Genomic DNA, 16,959 nt, shown 5'->3' with positions numbered 1-16,959 from the left:
GGAGGCGCCCTTAATTCCATGTTGTGTTATTTATTGGAACCCAAACGTCAGCCGGCCAGTAATTTAACTTCAAGTAAAAATTTCCCAGAGATAAGTATTTACAATTTCAGCAAGGTATACTTGCAAAAGCTATAGCGAACGGGTTATTGAACGAACATTGATTCACAATCCCTGTCATCTTTTTTACATTCGAAGCAACACATAGCGAGATGTTTACCGGAATCATACAAGCGGTGGGTGAAATAACTCAGGTCCGGCCTATTATCGGTCATGGCAATAATGGTTTATCTCTATGTATTTCTGCTGGAAAGCTGGATCTGGATGATGTCAGGATCGGTGATAGCATTGCTGTGAACGGCGTTTGTCTCACAGTTACTTCATTGATCGTTGGTAAATTTACCGTAGATGTTTCGCAAGAAACACTAAACTGCACTGAAGGGCTTAGTCAGTCCGGCATACGCGTCAATCTGGAGAAAGCTCTGCGTTTGTCAGACCGGTTGGGTGGTCACCTGGTTAGCGGCCATGTGGATGCGATTGGTCTCGTAGTTAAATTTGAACCCGCTGGAGAAAGTTATGAATTGATTATTCGGGCACCGGATTCAATACTGCGGTATCTGACCCATAAAGGTTCGATTACAGTGAATGGGGTCAGCCTGACGGTTAATCAGGTTGAGGGAAATGAATTTTCTATCAATCTTATTCCGCATACGTTAGCAATGACCACTTTAAAAGAGCTTGCGCCGGAAATGCGCGTAAATCTGGAAACTGATATGCTGGCACGCTATGTAGCAAAGTTGTTAAACATTTAACGTACTTCGGAAAAAGTGACTATGAGTATCAGTGCGATTCAGGAGATCATTGCCGACCTAAAGTTGGGTAAAATGGTCATCCTGATTGACGAGGAAGATCGGGAGAATGAAGGCGATCTGGTTCTCGCGGCGGATTTTGTAACACCGGAAGCCATCAATTTCATGGCGACCTATGGCCGCGGATTGATATGTTTGACTTTAACCGAGGAGAAATGCCATCAACTGGATCTCCCTTTGATGGTATCTTCTAATCGTGCGCCGCTGGGTACGAATTTTACACTTTCTATCGAGGCCGCTAGTGGCGTTACAACGGGTATTTCGGCAGCGGATCGTGCGCGCACCATTCAAGTCGCTGTTAAGAAAAATGCAAAGCCAGAAGATATTGTGCAACCAGGGCATATTTTTCCGTTGATGGCCCAGAAAGGTGGCGTGTTGATGCGTGCCGGACACACTGAAGCGGGTTGTGATTTAGCCAGGATGGCGGATTTGAGCGCGGCTTCGGTAATCTGCGAAATTCTGAAAGAGGATGGCGATATGGCGCGATTACCCGATCTCATGGCGTTTGCGCATAAGCATCAGCTTAAAATTGGCGCGATCGCGGATTTAATTCAATACCGTAATCAGACAGAAAGCCTGGTTACTCGAGTTGCTGAGCGGGCCATCCAAACTTTGCATGGTGAATTTCAGCTAACGGCCTACCGTGATGAGATAACGCATATGATCCATTTGGCATTGGTCAAAGGCCAAATAAACCCCGCAACCGAAACATTGGTGCGCGTGCATGAGCCATTGTCGGTCATTGATTTGTTGGATATTCATGACAGCACGCATCCCTGGAGTATCCATGCGGCGATGAAATTTATTGCTGAAGAAGGGCATGGCGTTATCGTACTGTTGCATCGAAAAGAAAGCTCGGCCAGACTGATTGAGCGCATTCAATTACAGGAACTTCATTTTTCCAACGCGATTAAGACAGATTTGCGCGATCATGGTATTGGCGCTCAAATACTTAAAGATCTCGGTGTAGGAAAAATGCGCTTAATGGCGGCCCCAAGAAAAATGCCCAGCGTGACAGGGTTTGGATTGGAAGTGACGAGCTACGTTGAGACGCACAATCAATAAACTTTAACTTCTAATTAATTAATAGTAATCACTTATACTAAATAAACAGGAGCTTGTTATGCCGTATTATGACGATATTCTTGAATTTGAACCGAATCTGGATGGGTCGGATTTGCGTGTTGGTATTGTCATGAGCCGTTTTAATATCGATATTGGTGAAGGACTCCTGAGTGCTTGTACCGCAGAGCTGAAAAAGAATGGCATGCAGGATTCAAATATTCTCATCGTAACCGTACCGGGTGCATTGGAAATTCCGCTCACGATCAAAAGAATGGCCATGTCCGATCAGTTTGATGCACTGATCGCACTGGGCGCGGTGATACGCGGCGATACGTATCATTTCGAAATAGTTGCCACTGAGTCCGCACGTGGTTTGCTCATGGTGCAGCTTGAAGCTGAGATTCCTATTGCCAATGGCATATTGACGACCGATAATGAAGATCAAGCAATTGCTCGGATGAGCGTTAAAGGCATGGAAGCCGCTCAGGTTGCGCTGGAAGTGGCCAATTTACATATCAAAATTGATGAAGTCGATATATGATCAGCACACTTCCTGACGCAAACTCCCCCACAGAAAAGAAAACGGAGAAATATAAAAGCCGTCGCCGGATTGCGCGTGAATTTGTATTGCAGGGTATATATCAATGGCGGACTGTGGGTGGTACAACGAGTTTTATCGAACAGCAGTTGCGTGAATCCGGCGAATTCAGACATGTCGATGAAAAGCATTTTACCCATGTGCTGCAAGGTGCGCTGCAACATGTTGACGAGCTGGAAAAGATTATCCGGCCTTGTTTAGATCGCTCTCTCGATGAGCTGAGCCCGGTAGAGTTTGCAATTTTATTATTGAGTACTTTCGAGCTCATCCACCACCCAGAGATTCCTTATCGCGCCATTCTCAATGAAGCGATCGAATTAGCCAGAACCTACGGGGGTAGTGACGGGCACAAATACGTCAACGGTGTGCTGGATAAATTGGCTATTCAATTGCGCAGCAGCGAGATTCAAATGCAAAAGGCGATTAAGAATCGCGTGTGATTTTCCAGCATGTGCTCAGAATTCGATATCATTCACCGGTATTTCAAGCGGTCTGCATCAGGTGCGGTGCTGGGGATCGGTGACGATGCAGCGCTCATTGCATCAACAGCAGGAATCGAGCTTGCCATTTCAACGGATACGTTGGTGTGTGGTAAGCATTTCTTCCCTGAAACAGATCCTTACAATCTTGGATATAAATCCCTCGCAGTTAATTTGTCCGATATGGCGGCAATGGGCGCCAAGCCACGTTGGGTATTGCTGACTCTGACATTGCCTGAGGATTTGGTGAAACAGAATATTGCCTGGTTATCTGGATTCAGTGATGGTTTTTTTGCCTTGGCTGATTTGTATCACATTGAGTTGATCGGGGGAGACACTACCGCAGGAGCGCTGAATATCGGGGTACAAATTATTGGTGAGGTTGCGGCAGGTAAAGCGTTACGCCGAGGTGACGCCAAGCTGGATGACGATATCTGGGTTTCCGGTGAAATAGGTGATGCGGCTTTGGCACTGCAGCATGAATTGGGGCAATTCACTTTGCCTGCCGCTGAGATTGAGCAATGTCTGCCAGCGCTACGGGCACCGACCGCCAGGGTAGAGCTTGGCCAACGTTTGATTGGCCTGGCACACAGTGCCATCGATATTTCTGATGGATTAATGGCCGATTTAGGACATATTTTGACTGCCTCAGGAAAAGCAGCCTGGATTAAGATGACTGATATACCCTGTTCCTCAGTATTGAAAAAATATCGTCAGCAATCAGTAGCAATGAATTGCCTGCTGGCTGGCGGTGATGATTATGAACTCTGCTTTACAGCGCCGAAAATAAATCGCCGGAAAATTGAAATGCTTTCTTCCGAGCTGGCTATCCCGCTCACCCGCATCGGCGAGATTTATTCAGGGGAGGGCTTAATTGTGAAGGACGCACAGGGAGGCACAATGACTTTGGAAATTCAAGGCTATGACCATTTCAGATTCTGATATTCACAAATCATCCGGTGCTTCACCTTCATCATTCCGGCCGAATGTGGATTTTCTTTACCGCCACCCCGCTTATATGATTGCGTTCTCCGGTGGGGCGGGATTAAGCCCTGTTGCGCCGGGAACAGTGGGAACATTAGTTGCTTTTCCATTATTTTCTTTACTTAATCATTACCTTAGTCCTGCTTATCTTTTGTTGCTGATTGATGTTTTTTTTATCTTAGGCATCTGGGCTTGCGGTATTACCGGTAAGGCGCTGGGAGATCCCGATCACGGCGGCATGGTATGGGATGAAACGGTGGCATTTCTTTTGGTGCTGTACTTTACCCCGCATCACTGGGCGTGGCAATTAGCCGCATTTGCCTTGTTTCGTCTGTTCGATATCGCTAAACCTCAGCCCATCCGTTATTACGAGAATCGTCTGAAAGGTGGATTTGGCGTTATGTTCGATGATTTACTGGCTGCATTCTTTACCCTCTTGTGCCTGGCCGGATGGAAAGCGTGGGGGTTATCTGACGGCTATTTCTAACGCCAATAATTTTTCGTATTATTCATTCCGGCTTCGGGTTCGCTATGCAACTAATAAATAACACACCACTGTAATCACTATAGCGCCGATAAAATTCAGTACTATCCCCTCTCTCACCATATGAGCAATAGGAATATGACCGCTGCCAAAGACGATGGCGTTTGGTGCGGTGGCAACCGGCAGCATAAAGGCGCAGCTCGCGCTCATCGCAGCAGGCACCATTAACAGGCTTGGCTCAATGCCTGCCGCTAGCGCAGCGGACGCCAGGATCGGCATCAATAATATGGTGGTCGCGGTATTGCTCGTGGTTTCAGTAAGAAAAGTCATGCTCAACGCGATGACAGCAATGATGATCAGTGGATGCAAGCTGGCAAGAATTGCGAGTTGATCGCCGATTGCGCGGGATAGTCCGGATTCGACAAAGGCCTGGGCAATGCAAATACCTGCGGCAAACAAAATGAGAATGCCCCAAGGAATTTTCTCTGCGGTCTGCCAATCGAGCAGCTTGCCACCATGACCGTTGGGTACCAGAAACAAAATTACTACAGCAACTAAAGCGACAATCGCATCATTCGCCCCCTTGAGATCAAACCAGGTGCTCCAGCCGCCAAGGGGTTCAAGGCGCGTAATCCATGCCAAAGCGGTCAAACCAAAAATGATTAGCACGCGGCGTTCTTCGGGACGCCAATCTCCTGCTGGAGGAATTACCAATGTGCCGCGATAATCCAATGCGCGCGTGAGCCATAGTCCGGCAATCGGGATAAAGATCACCACGACGGGTAATCCCCAACTCATCCACTGTGAGAAACTCACTGCCGTTCCGGTAAAATTCTCATACTGCTGCATGAAAACCAGGTTTGGCGGTGTACCGATCGGTGTGCCCAGACCGCCGATATTACTGCCGTAGGCAATCGCCAATAGCAGAGGTACGGCCAGTTTCTTGTCGGGGCTCTGCGTAATGACCGCCAGTGCAATCGGCAGCATCATTAATGTTGTTGCCGTGTTTGAGATCCACATGCTTAACGCGGCAGTAGCTACCATGAATCCCAGCACAATGCGGCGGCTACTGGTACCGCCCACTAGATTGACCATTCCGAGTGCAATCCGTCGATGTGCGCCGGAACGTTCCATTGCCGCTGACAAGATAAAACCACCGAGCATCAGTAGAATCAGCTCGTTACCATACGCCATAGCTACTTTTTCCTGTGGCAATACACCGAGGAGTGGTAAAACCGCTAACGGAATAATCGATGTTGCGGGAATCGGGATCGGTTCAAAAATCCACCAAATTACGCATAAAATAGCCACAGCTCCGGTCCAGCAGGCATATTCCTCCCAACCAGACCGAGACATCGCAAAGAACATAATGATTGCAAGCAGCGGACCGGCTATCAAAGCCCACTCACGATTGGGAGTAATGGTCATAAGATTTGAATTTTAGTGATGAGAGATCTACCAAAGACGCTGTGACATCGAAGGACTTGCATCATGCCGGAGTGGGGGGGGGGCGTCAATCATGCTTTATGAGATTGATGCGGTCGAGTGAGATGCTACGTTCTTTTATGTGATGTTGCGGGACGCTCGGTTATACCGGAATAAGCAGGAATATTAATAAGATGCCAATTGCTATTACCTATGAATAGGGAAGATTATGATGGTTTTTGTTATTACGATTGGAGAATACCGTTATCGGAATAAAAAAACAGCCATCGATAAATTGATGGCTGTTTTTTCGACTGAATCCTATCGGATCCAATTAGGGTATGATTAGATTATCTGGTTGCTGATGTGCTTTGATTAAGATTAAGTTGAGCTTTGTTGATTGCTGGATTACCTTGATCCATTGCTATTCTTTTATGCAGGTCTGCATTATTCAGGCTTTCTGCCAACACTGCTTCGTATTCACGAATATTCGCAACTGTGTGTGATTTGAAATCCTGGCCTCGTCTACCATAGTAGTAAGAATGTGCTTCGTATTCATCGAGTGCCGCTTTATTTTTTTGTAATTTTGCTTCGGTTTCCTTGGCAACATTTTCATAATATTGCGCCAATGCGGCATGATCGTTGTCATCAATACCTTCTACTGCGAATGCTGATGAAACAGTTAAACTGAATGCCAAAATAGAGATTAGTGCAAATAATTTTTGTGCTTTCATGATCAGTTCCTCCAGTGGTGAATTCATGACTGTCATAATAATGGACTCGATATAGTGAGTATATTGGGGAAACCCTGTTTTTTATCTAATGGTTTCCATTGGAAGAATTAGCTTTCTCATGTGCTGTTCCCAGCTTAATCGGGAGATTACATTCTTGCCGGAAGATAGAGGTATCGAACCAAATACGCGATTGCGGCCATGTGTACGCCCGCGGTTTTTTTACCAAGCGACTACGCCGGCTTGTAGACCGCGATATGCTGAATTAGTCCCGTCGAAGTGAAGTAGATGCGTTCCAGTCCATGCCGTGTTACCGGCTCGCCGGTAGAGACATCCGTGCCAGTCATGACAAATGCGAATTCAATACCATTTTGCCCGTTGTCGCGATACTCGGGGACTTCCCAGTATGCATCGGGAAAGCGTGCAAAAAAGCTGGTCATCATGGTATGGATCGCGTCGCTGCCGTGGTATGTACCGAAATAATCGGAGTGGTAAGTGGCATCATCAGCAAACAAGCATTTTATGCGTGCAAGATCATGATCGTTGGATAACGTCACGTATTTTTTGGCTCGTTCGATGAATAGATTGGTGGTCATAGCATTTTCCTGCCGGAAGCCTATTAAATCGTGTGCTGCGAATTACGCTGCTTTTGATTCTGCGCGAGTGAAAACCCATTCATCCTGATTGCTGCTTCTTGCGTCAAATTGATAGCCTGCAACATCAAATTTTTTAATGGCTTCGGGATTTGTAAGTTTGTTTCGGATGATATAGCGACTCATCATGCCTCTGGCTTTCTTGGCAAAAAAACTGATGATTTTATAAATTCCATTTTTTTCGTCTTTAAAAACAGGCGTAATGATACGCGCTTCCAGGTTCTTTGCATGGATGGATTGGAAATACTCGTTGGATGCCAGGTTGATCAGAATGCTGTCCTTCTGTTTCTTTAAATCCAGACTCAGTGCTTGAGTGATTCTATCTCCCCAGAACTCGTACAGGTTTTTGCCGTGGGGATTTTTAAATTGCGTACCCATTTCCAGTCGATAGGGTTGTATCAGGTCCAGTGGGTGCAACATGCCATATAAGCCGGACAAAATACGCAAATGATCCTGAGCAAAAGCCAATTCCGCAGTAGTCATAGTTCCGGCATCCAGGCCGGTATAAACATCCCCTTTGAATGCAAGCATCGCTTGTTTTGAGTTTTTCAGCGTAAATGGGCGATTCCAGGCGTAATAACGGTTTGAATTCAAAATACCCAGTTTGGGGCTGATCGACATTAACTGACTGATTTGCTCCGGTTCCAGTTTCTTGAGCGCACTGATCAACTTGGCGGAGTCATCGAGAAAAACAGGTTGCGTATATTCCCGAGTGATGGGCGGGGTTTCAAAATCCAGTGTTTTGGCCGGTGAGATAATAATAATCATGTATTTCCATTCCGAAATAAAAATATGGTACTAGAGATAATTTTGTATCTAAATATGCTAGTCGAGATTCCGTGCGACACGCAACAAGCCGCTTGGCTCAATGGATCGAAGTGCTTCATTGAATACTATAATTAATTTTATTTCAATATGTTGAAAAATTAATCCAGTAAAACTTAATTTCTCTCCAATTTGATTCGTTCAGTAAATCTAATAGAAACGCGTAGAAATCCTAGGTATTAGTTGTAGTTCATCTAATTGAGTATCCTATAAATAATAATAGTTTGGCCAATATACATCAAGCGTTCCTCGCCTTAGTATCCCAAGCTTGTATTAAACATGAATGTTTACTTTGCTAAATAACATTTCCGGTACCGACTGAAGGAATAGCAGTAAATAGTCAACAATACTAAGCACCATTAATAAATACCCAAGTGTAGGGCGCTTTTCCAGCTTGATTAATTCTTGATTTGATAATTAAGATCAGATTAGCCCAAAAACAATGATATAGTACTGACCTAAAAATAGGAGGTTAAAGAACAATAAGATATCAGTGACTTAACCGTAGCAGCGGAGAGTTCACTTAGGAGAATAAAGTGAAGTTTCTTTTGCTTTTGTTACACACTGCGATTTTAAGTGCAATATCTATTAATCCTATTCAGGTGTCTGCAGATCAGCCGACAACTCAACCAGTTGCTCATGCAGCAACCGCAGAATCAGAAGTTACAAAAAAAACAACCTATTTTCAGCGTGCCCGCAGTTATTCCACTCACCCTGAGTCGGATCCACCCCGTTACGTGCGTAACTTGGCCAAAACTGAATATGAAGCATTCAGAAATCTTGACTGGTTAGATGTTGGAATTGATCATCGAACACGCTATGAGTTGCGTAATGATGATATTCGTCGTAATCAAGTTTTAACTGATCATCAATTCCTGCTTCGAACTCGTGCCTATATCGGTATCAGAAATATACTCGACCCTTTTCGTATGGCGGTCGAATTTCAGGATTCTCGAGGCTACAATAGCCATTTTCCAAAAGATAATCGTGACTGGAATCCTTTTGAGCTGATTCAGACATATGGTGAATTGTATTTCAAGGACGCTTTAGGCAAGGATGATTTGGGAAACAATCGTCCGCTCAGAATTCGAGGTGGCCGCATGTCCTGGGAAGCAGTAGACCGGCGATTGCTGGGCAACAATCAATGGCGTAATACCACCAATAATTTCGAAGGCTTTCGTGTCACTTTCGGACAAGAATCGAATGATTGGGAGCTTGATGCATGGGGAATGCAGCCTGTCATTCGTAACATCAACGAATTTGATGGGCGCAGCAAAGACCAGTGGTTCTATGGTGCTGTGGGACATTGGCGCAAATGGTCTGATGTAATGACAATACAGCCTTATTTCATGGGCCTAAAGCAGGATGACAGGCATGGGCGGCAAGCTGAGCGGGATATCTACTCCCCTGCCATACGTGTTTACGGGGTCGTACCCAATACCGGCATTGATTTCGATTTTGGTACCATTTACCAGTTTGGTCAGGATAATGGCAGGAAGAAATCGGCCTGGTCTTATTTATTGGAAGTAGGATATTCCATTAAACATGATTGGAAGCCAAGATTGAGTGCCTTCTATGGCTTTGTAAGTGGCGATCGTAATCCAAATGACAATACCGATAATCGTTTTGAACGGTTCTTCGGGTTTGCTCGTCCTTGGTCACCCGATGATTATCTTATTATGGAAAACGTTAAGGCGCCCAAACTAGTGTTTGAATTCTCGCCGCACAAAGATGTATCCATAGATGGCGGTTATAGCTGGTTCTGGCTGGCAAGCACTACCGATCGTTTTAACAATCTGATGAATGTTTCGACCCCTACCGTCTTTAATCGTGACAGTACCGGTCAGAGTGGAGATTTTATCGGGCAATCGATTAACGCTCGTATTAACTACAAACTGGCCCCTCTAGTTGATGTGACGATTGGGTATTCGCGTTTTATGAATGGAGGGTTTGTGAAAAATAGACAGCTGGCCGCATTTGGAGAAGCTGATGGGGGCTCCAATTTTTTCTATACTGAAGTATCCATCAGAGCATTTAAATAATCTGCAAATGAATCGCCCCGGATTTTCCGGAGACTTTTTAGTTTATGCCTCTAAGCCATTCTCAGGTTGACCTGAGAATGGCTTAGAGGCATATTTCGATAAATCTGGTTAACTGTCGATTCAGTTGCGATTACTGCGCTTTCGATGCGCCGGAAAGAGAGCTTGCGGTTGCGGGAGTTAACTTGGAATTATGCGGAAGTTGATTTCTTGTTTCTGAGGTTATGTTGTTGCGGGAATGTTCTGCAGCGGCAATTTCTGCCCGTATTCTTACAGTAGCTGCGGCGGTTGCCTCTTTATCGGCTTGAGAACGGGCAAACAGTGCTTCCTTTGCCATTGTCTCAACAGCTTCTCTGGCTGCGGCAGCTTCCAGTGCGGCTGATTCCAGGGCTATACGTTCTTGCATGGCGGCCAGAGCTGAGGATTCTTTTCTCGCTTTCTCCAATGCAATTCTGGTGGCATTCTTTTCGGCCTCAAGTTGTCCTCTGGCTTTATTGGCAGCCATAATTTTGGCTTGCGCTCGGGTGATTGCCAGGCCTGTAATTTTTTGTTCAATCTCAAGACGTTCCGCTGCTGCCTGCTTTGCATCCGCTATCGTCTTGGCGCGAATTGCTGCATCTTCGTGCAAGCGTTGTTCCAAATCAGCTTTGCTATTAGTCTCTTGAGCGATAAAAATGTCCATTTGGGTCTTTGCTTCTATGGCTGCTTTTAATTTTACTTCAGCTTCAGTTTTTCTTTTCGCGGCATCCCGCGCGGATTTTTCAGCTTCGGCACGTGCTTTGGCTTCTTTGATGGCTTCCTCATCTGCCTTGGCGCGTTTTTGATATTCTTTTGTTGCAGCAACTTCGGATTTTTGCTTTTCTTTTGCAATTGCGGCAGCTTCTTTTTCTGCATTTAGAGCCATTTCGGCAGCAATCAATGCCTCTGATTCAATCTGCATCCGCTGCTTGGCTTCTTCAGGCAGCCTGGATTCCAGAGCCAGCCGGGTCTGGATAGCTGCAGCCGCTGCATTTTCTTGTGCAAGAATGGACTCTGCCATTTCTGCCGCAATTTTCTCCGCATCAATTTTATCGCGCGCGGCAATTGTTGCTCGAATATCTGACTCAGCTCTTTTTCGAGCCTGCTCTGCAGCGACAGCCTCAACCTCAGCTCTTTCCAGTGCTGCATTTGTGGCAATCGTTTCGGCTTTCAGCCTTTCTTCTTCCATTTCTCTTGCCTGCTTCTCTTTTTCCAAGCGCCGAGAAGCTTGCGCCAGGACTTGCGCCTCAATTCGTGCGCGCATTTGCAACTCTTCGAGCGCTTGCTTTTCAGTTTCTTCCTGCGCTCCCGCCAATGCGATGATTTTTTGCTTTTCCTGGATTCTGGCTGTTGCCAGTGCAGCAGCTCTGGTCTCCGCTTCGATTGCAGTCAGTGCGGCAAGATGCGCGTCATTTGCCATTTGAGTCCGATATTTAGCTGCTTCTGTGGCTTCTTTTTCTTTTTGTGCGGCTGCGTGTGCCTTATCCAGCATCGTTGCTTCTTGTTCAACACGTTCCTGCATTTTCTGAACAATCGAAGCTTCTGCTTTGATTTTAGCTTCCAATAAGGCATTCAAGGCTTTTTCAGCCTTTACTTTCTCATCCGCAAGTAGTTTGGTTTTTATTTCAAGCTCCCGGCGAGCATTGGCTTCTCTAAATGCCAGTGTTTCAACCTTTGCTCTAGCGCGAGCCTGGTCAGTAGCCATTGCTTCAGCCTGGATCCGGGTTTCAGCTGCAATTCGGGCATTGGCTTCTGCCCGGACTCTTGCTTCAGCGGCTACCCTGGCAATATTCTCTGCTTCAATTCGCCTATGCGCCTCTTTGATCGCTTGATCTTCAACACTCAGTCGATCGCGGAATGCGGTATCCAACAATTGTTTAATTTCATCCGCTGATGCAAACTGCTGATTTTCACTCGACACATTGCAATACTCTGAATCTTCGGTGGATAAAACCAACGTATCATCTGGATGCGGTTCCGTCGATGAAGAGAATTTACGCAGTGAATTGAATAAGCGTGACTTGAATGTCATAAATTTTAACCAAACCAGCAGTTATTGGAATTATCCATGTTAATAAGCGATTTCCAGAAAATGGATAACTACTTTAGCAGTTTTTAGATAATAGATTTGCCTTGAAAAAGAAGGGAAATATTACCTGTTTATCCGAGAAAAATTTAAATTAATGTCTATCAAGATTTGTTTCGGCGATATCTGATAACTTCTATGGCATATTGATATCATCGATATTAAGAATGCCCATCATCAACTTCAAACCATCGTGCACCAGATATTCCAGAATGGGGGTATAAAAAGGTATGCTGAGCCCTAAAACAAGGAAGCCAACGGCTAGGGTTAATGGAAAACCGACTGCGAAGATATTGAGTTGCGGTGCGACCCGGGTCAGGATGCCGAGAGCAAGATTGGTGATCAGTAATGCTGTCAGGACAGGAAGTGACAATTGCAACCCGGATTTGAAAATTTCTCCCCCCCAGTTTGCGAGCGTGGTAAATGTAACCTCTGTCAGTGCCGCTGAGCCTATCGGTAAGGTGCTGAAGCTTTGTGAAATTAAGGCAATCATCAACAGATGACCATCCATGGCAAGAAATGCCAGACTGGCGATTACTCCCAGAAAACGTCCGATAATGTCTATCTGTCCGGAATTCTGGGGATCAAAGAATATTGCGAAACCCAGTCCCATTTGCAGGCCAATTAGCTCACCCGCCATTTCAACAGCGACAAAAACAATGCGCATGACAAATCCGATGGCTACGCCAATCAATACTTGCTGCAACAGGATTACCAAACCGATCCCGGAGGCGGGGTCAATTTGCGGCAAGGATTTTTCGACGAGTGGCAGAACCAGAATCGTAATCATGATTGCCAGCCCCAGCTTTACTCTGACCGGAGTGCTGGGGTTTCCTAAAATAGGGGCGCTTGCGATCAGCGCCAGAATTCTGCTTAGTGGCCAAAGAAATGCTGCCAGTAATGTATTGAATTCAGCGGTAGTTATGTTGATCATGCTATTAGCCCATTGCTCTTTTGGCTAAAGAAAATTAAATTGATCATCAAGCCCTAACCTAACCAACTGCCAACCACGGAATACTTGTGAACAAACGGTGCATATAATCTGTCATGATAGTGATCATCCAGGGTCCGGCGAATACCATAACCAGGAACATGACTAATAATTTTGGTATGAATGATAAGGTCATTTCGTTGATCTGAGTTGCCGCTTGAAAAATGCTGACGAGCAAACCCGTTGCTAAAGCCGCAAGCAGCAGCGGCGCAGAGATCATGAATGTAATTTCAAGCGCCTGCCGACCGATGGCCATCGCTCCTTCTGGAGTCATGATAAGTTTCCTTTTAAGTATAAAAGCTTTGGGTCAATGAACCAATAATTAAATGCCAGCCATCGACCAAAACAAAAAGCATTAATTTAAAGGGTAGTGAAATAATCATTGGCGACAGCATCATCATACCCATGGCCATCAATACGCTGGAAACAACCAGATCGATAATCAGAAAAGGGATGAAGATAACAAAACCAATCTGGAACGCCGTTTTCAATTCGCTGGTGATATAAGCCGGTACCAGTATTTTCAGCGGCACTTCATCCCGGCTTTCAAGCTCTTCGCTTTCGGAGATTTGAACAAAAAGTGCCAAATCCGTTTCCCGGGTTTGATGCAACATAAATGATTTCAATGGCACGCTCGCTTTTTCAGCCGCTTCCATGATGCTTATCTTATCTTCAGAAAAAGGCAGGTAAGCTTCCGCATAAACACGATCGATAACCGGCGACATGATGAAGAAAGTTAGAAACAATGCTAATCCAAGCAACACTTGGTTAGGTGGGGAAGATTGCGTGCCCAGTGCCATTCTCAGCAATGACAATACAATGATAATGCGGGTAAAGCTTGACATCATTAATACCAGGGCAGGCAAGAACGTCAGTGACGTGAGCAACAATAACGTTTGTAAGCTCAATGTATAGGTTGCGCTTCCATCGGCGTTAGCGGTGCTGGTAAATGCTGGAAAACCGGATTGCTGGGCAAATGCTGGCAGGGCAATGAAACCAGTGAGGAAAAATACTATCCGCAACAATCGGGACATTCTTGCCTTGTTCAGATACCGTAAGCGATCTGACCACAATCCATGGATAATCCCAGTGAGATCTGAAGGTAAATGAATAATCGGTGCAGGAAGCTTGTTATGCATTTTCTTTTTTTATACTCTGGTTAAGTTGCTCGGCAAAAGCTACAGCAGATGATCCTTGCGATATCGGGTCGGATGTTTCTGCCGCAGGCTTGGTCATTGCGTGTAATTTACTCACGCGGCCGGGCGCCACGCCAAGAACCAGCCAGGTGCTATCAATTTCAACTACGACCACTCGCTCTCGTTGTCCCACTCCGGTAGCTGCAATAACTTTAACAATGCCCGCAGAAGTTGCCGGTATTAGTGAAAATCGCCTAAGCAGCCAAGTGATTCCTCCTATAAGCGCCAATACCAGCAGTAATCCTCCCATCATTTGTAACGTACTCTCGGTTGAGATCACGGCGGGAGGAGGGAGGTAACCTGGTTTTCCAGTTTCGGCCACTGCCTGAAGCGGAACGGTCATGATAGAAAGCAATAAATAACGGCTTAGCATTTTATGAGTCCTAGCGGTTAAGTTTGCGAATCCGTTCACTTGGCGTAATGATATCGGTCAAGCGGATGCCGAATTTATCATTCACTACGACAACCTCGCCTTGTGCAATCAGGCAACCATTAACCAGCACATCCATAGGTTCACCCGCCATACCGTCAAGTTCTACTACAGAGCCTTGTGCAAGCTGTAATAGATTCTTGATGGCAATCTTGGTGCGACCGAGTTCCACCGTCATCTGTACTGGAATATCCAGAATCAAATCTATGTCATGACGGGTTCCATGCGATTCGCCATCCTTTGAGAATTCCTGAAATACTGATGGACTGGCATTTTGTGAACCCGATACCGATGTATTCCGTTCTTTGTCAGCCGATGCCAGGGAATTTGCGCTACTTTGCTCTGCAGTTGCCTGTTCAGCCATGGCTGCCGCCCAATCATCGGTAGTATCCCCATCGCCGTTGCTGACATTGCTTTGTGAGGCTGTCGCTTGTTCAGCCATGGCAGCTGCCCAATCGTCGGTTTCTGTTGGCTCATTTCCTGTTGACTCTGACATCTTGCTCTCCAATAAATTATTCGAATTCCGATCTGGAAATCATTGAATTCACCCTAAGTGCATAGCGCCCGTTCATAGTGCCGTAGCGACAATCCATTACGGGCACCCCATCAACGCATACCGAAATGGATTTTGGGATTTCCAGTGGAATAATATCCCCGGATTGCATGCTCAGAATTTGTTCAAATGTAACTTTTGCCTCCCCGAGGTTGGCAACCAATTCCACCTCAGCGCCTTGAACCTGCTGCGACAATAACTTAATCCAGCGTTTGTCGACTTCCAAATGATCCCCTTGCAATGCGCTATATAAAGTATCTCGAATCGGTTCGACCATGGAGTAGGGAATACAGACATGCAATCCCCCGCCTTTATTTCCCATATCAATATCAAATGTCACGCAAACCACCACTTCGTTTGGTGTAGCGATCGTAGCAAACTGGGGATTCATCTCGGATCGGATGTATTCGAACTGAATCGGGTAAACGGATTTCCACGACTTTTCATACTCGTCAAAAACCACACCTAATAAGCGCTGGATAATTCGCTGCTCTGTCTGAGTAAAATCTCTTCCTTCAACGCGCGTGTGATATCTGCCGTCGCCACCAAACAGGTTATCCACAATCAGAAAAATAAGTTCGGGATCGAAAACAAACAGCGCTGTGCCGCGTAATGGTTTCATATGAACCATATTGAGATTAGTGGGCACAACCAGGTTACGTACAAATTCGCTGAACTTGATTACTTTAACCGGACCAACCGCGATATCCACAGTGCGGCGCATAAAATTGAATAAGCCGATACGCAGTAATCTTGCAAACCGTTCATTGATAATCTCATAAGTGGGCATCCGTCCCCGGACAATGCGCTCTTGTGTCGCAAGATTATAATTGCGGATACCCCCTTTCTCTGCCTCTTCGGTTACCTCATCGGTTTCACCCGTGGTACTTTTCAGAAGCGCGTCAACTTCATCTTGTGAGAGAAAATCTTCGGCCATGTTCGATTTACTGAATCACAAACGAGGTGAATAATACTTCTCGCACGTCTTCTTGCAGATCTTCGGAATCAATGGATTGTCTGATTTCATCAGAAACCTGTTGGCTTAATTGTTGTTTGCCGGCAATGCTCGAAATATCAGCCGCCTTCTTACTGGAAAGTAACATAAGAATACGATTTCGAATCAGTGGCATTTGTTTGGTTATTTCTTGCACGACTTCGGTTTCTCTGGCTTTGATAGTTAATCCCACTTGCAAGTATTGATTGTTTTCTTCCGGTTGAAGATTGACGGTAAAAATATCGAGATCTATGAAGGTTGTCGGTTTTGCTTTTGGCCTTGGTTTCTCAGTTTCGCCTTCGCCGTCTCCCGACATCTGCATGAAGTACCAGGTCCCCCCGGCACCGGCACAGATTGCGATGATCGCAATCAGAATAATAATTATCAGCCCCTTTTTGTTATTTTTTCCCTCTGCGGCAGGGGGTGTTGCACTAGATTTTGACATTTGGTTCAACTCCGCTATTTGACGAAATTTATTATCTTCGACGTAACAATAAATCGATATGCCAAATAACAGTGAAATAGTGTCGCTATTTTCAGAT

19 protein-coding genes are annotated in these 16,959 nt (G+C 45.6%); 7 read left to right on the top strand and 12 right to left on the bottom strand.

The annotated features are described in order from the left end of the window. Positions 1–209: 209 nt before the first annotated feature. Genes C4S39_RS01270 through C4S39_RS01245 form a run of 6 tightly spaced genes read left to right on the top strand, consistent with a single transcriptional unit; the run spans position 210 to position 4,479 of the window. Positions 210–809 (top strand): riboflavin synthase, encoded by a 600-nt coding sequence (locus C4S39_RS01270; RefSeq protein ID WP_103965237.1) that lies wholly within the window; start codon positions 210–212, stop codon positions 807–809. Between the two features lie 21 nt (positions 810–830). After that, complete coding sequence (gene ribBA, locus C4S39_RS01265; protein WP_103965236.1) at positions 831–1,931, top strand: bifunctional 3,4-dihydroxy-2-butanone-4-phosphate synthase/GTP cyclohydrolase II; 1,101 nt, start codon at positions 831–833, stop codon at positions 1,929–1,931. Between the two features lie 58 nt (positions 1,932–1,989). Then, positions 1,990–2,472 (top strand): 6,7-dimethyl-8-ribityllumazine synthase, encoded by a 483-nt coding sequence (ribH, locus tag C4S39_RS01260; RefSeq protein ID WP_103965235.1) that lies wholly within the window; start codon positions 1,990–1,992, stop codon positions 2,470–2,472. After that, positions 2,469–2,969: a transcription antitermination factor NusB gene (gene nusB / locus C4S39_RS01255; RefSeq protein ID WP_103965234.1), complete on the top strand. Its 501-nt coding sequence runs from the start codon at positions 2,469–2,471 to the stop codon at positions 2,967–2,969. Before ribH ends, nusB begins: the two co-directional genes overlap by 4 nt. A 9-nt stretch (positions 2,970–2,978) precedes the next feature. Continuing rightward, a complete protein-coding gene (gene thiL, locus C4S39_RS01250) occupies positions 2,979–3,950 on the top strand; it encodes a thiamine-phosphate kinase (RefSeq protein ID WP_103965233.1) in 972 nt (323 codons plus the stop codon). Next, on the top strand, positions 3,931–4,479 hold the full coding sequence (locus C4S39_RS01245; protein WP_103965232.1) for a phosphatidylglycerophosphatase A family protein: 549 nt from the start codon (positions 3,931–3,933) through the stop codon (positions 4,477–4,479). Before thiL ends, C4S39_RS01245 begins: the two co-directional genes overlap by 20 nt. A gap of 42 nt (positions 4,480–4,521) precedes the next feature. On the opposite strand, the gene C4S39_RS01240 is transcribed toward C4S39_RS01245, so the two are convergent. From C4S39_RS01240 to yaaA, 4 genes are all read right to left on the bottom strand, one after another. Then, complete coding sequence (locus C4S39_RS01240; protein WP_103965231.1) at positions 4,522–5,904, bottom strand: SLC13 family permease; 1,383 nt, start codon at positions 5,902–5,904, stop codon at positions 4,522–4,524. A 347-nt stretch (positions 5,905–6,251) separates the two neighbouring features. Then, complete coding sequence (locus C4S39_RS01235) at positions 6,252–6,635, bottom strand: hypothetical protein (RefSeq protein WP_181023718.1); 384 nt, start codon at positions 6,633–6,635, stop codon at positions 6,252–6,254. 230 nt (positions 6,636–6,865) lie between these two features. Next, positions 6,866–7,228, bottom strand: a complete 363-nt coding sequence (locus tag C4S39_RS01230; RefSeq protein ID WP_103965229.1) for a nuclear transport factor 2 family protein — start codon at positions 7,226–7,228, stop codon at positions 6,866–6,868. Between the two features lie 42 nt (positions 7,229–7,270). Beyond that, on the bottom strand, positions 7,271–8,053 hold the full coding sequence (gene yaaA, locus C4S39_RS01225; protein ID WP_103965228.1) for a peroxide stress protein YaaA: 783 nt from the start codon (positions 8,051–8,053) through the stop codon (positions 7,271–7,273). A gap of 593 nt (positions 8,054–8,646) precedes the next feature. Between yaaA and C4S39_RS01220 the strand changes: the two genes are divergently transcribed. Continuing rightward, positions 8,647–10,152: an alginate export family protein gene (locus C4S39_RS01220; RefSeq protein ID WP_103965227.1), complete on the top strand. Its 1,506-nt coding sequence runs from the start codon at positions 8,647–8,649 to the stop codon at positions 10,150–10,152. Positions 10,153–10,282: 130 nt separating this feature from the next. Here C4S39_RS01220 and C4S39_RS01215 read toward each other — a convergent pair whose 3' ends face one another. The 8 genes from C4S39_RS01215 to fliL form a co-directional block, all read right to left on the bottom strand. Continuing rightward, positions 10,283–12,199, bottom strand: coding sequence for a hypothetical protein (locus C4S39_RS01215; RefSeq protein WP_103965226.1), 1,917 nt, complete (start codon positions 12,197–12,199; stop codon positions 10,283–10,285). A 190-nt stretch (positions 12,200–12,389) separates the two neighbouring features. Next, complete coding sequence (fliR, locus tag C4S39_RS01210; RefSeq protein ID WP_103965225.1) at positions 12,390–13,187, bottom strand: flagellar biosynthetic protein FliR; 798 nt, start codon at positions 13,185–13,187, stop codon at positions 12,390–12,392. Between the two features lie 58 nt (positions 13,188–13,245). After that, a complete protein-coding gene (gene fliQ, locus C4S39_RS01205; protein ID WP_103965224.1) occupies positions 13,246–13,518 on the bottom strand; it encodes a flagellar biosynthesis protein FliQ in 273 nt (90 codons plus the stop codon). Positions 13,519–13,531: 13 nt separating this feature from the next. Next, entirely contained in the window at positions 13,532–14,278 is a 747-nt protein-coding gene (gene fliP, locus C4S39_RS01200) for a flagellar type III secretion system pore protein FliP (protein ID WP_103965286.1), read from the bottom strand. Between the two features lie 97 nt (positions 14,279–14,375). Next, positions 14,376–14,783, bottom strand: coding sequence for a flagellar biosynthetic protein FliO (fliO, locus tag C4S39_RS01195; RefSeq protein ID WP_258039224.1), 408 nt, complete (start codon positions 14,781–14,783; stop codon positions 14,376–14,378). A 40-nt stretch (positions 14,784–14,823) separates the two neighbouring features. After that, positions 14,824–15,366: a flagellar motor switch protein FliN gene (fliN, locus tag C4S39_RS01190; protein WP_103965222.1), complete on the bottom strand. Its 543-nt coding sequence runs from the start codon at positions 15,364–15,366 to the stop codon at positions 14,824–14,826. A gap of 16 nt (positions 15,367–15,382) precedes the next feature. Further along, complete coding sequence (gene fliM, locus C4S39_RS01185; protein ID WP_103965221.1) at positions 15,383–16,360, bottom strand: flagellar motor switch protein FliM; 978 nt, start codon at positions 16,358–16,360, stop codon at positions 15,383–15,385. 7 nt (positions 16,361–16,367) lie between these two features. After that, the gene (gene fliL, locus C4S39_RS01180) at positions 16,368–16,862 is read right to left on the bottom strand and encodes a flagellar basal body-associated protein FliL (RefSeq protein ID WP_103965220.1); all 495 of its coding nucleotides are present in this window, start codon (positions 16,860–16,862) and stop codon (positions 16,368–16,370) included. Between the last annotated feature and the right edge of the window lie 97 nt (positions 16,863–16,959).

It is taken from the genome of Nitrosomonas ureae (assembly GCF_900108305.1).
In the GTDB taxonomy this organism is placed as follows: domain Bacteria; phylum Pseudomonadota; class Gammaproteobacteria; order Burkholderiales; family Nitrosomonadaceae; genus Nitrosomonas; species Nitrosomonas ureae_B.
This window is presented reverse-complemented; position numbering and strand designations above follow the sequence as displayed.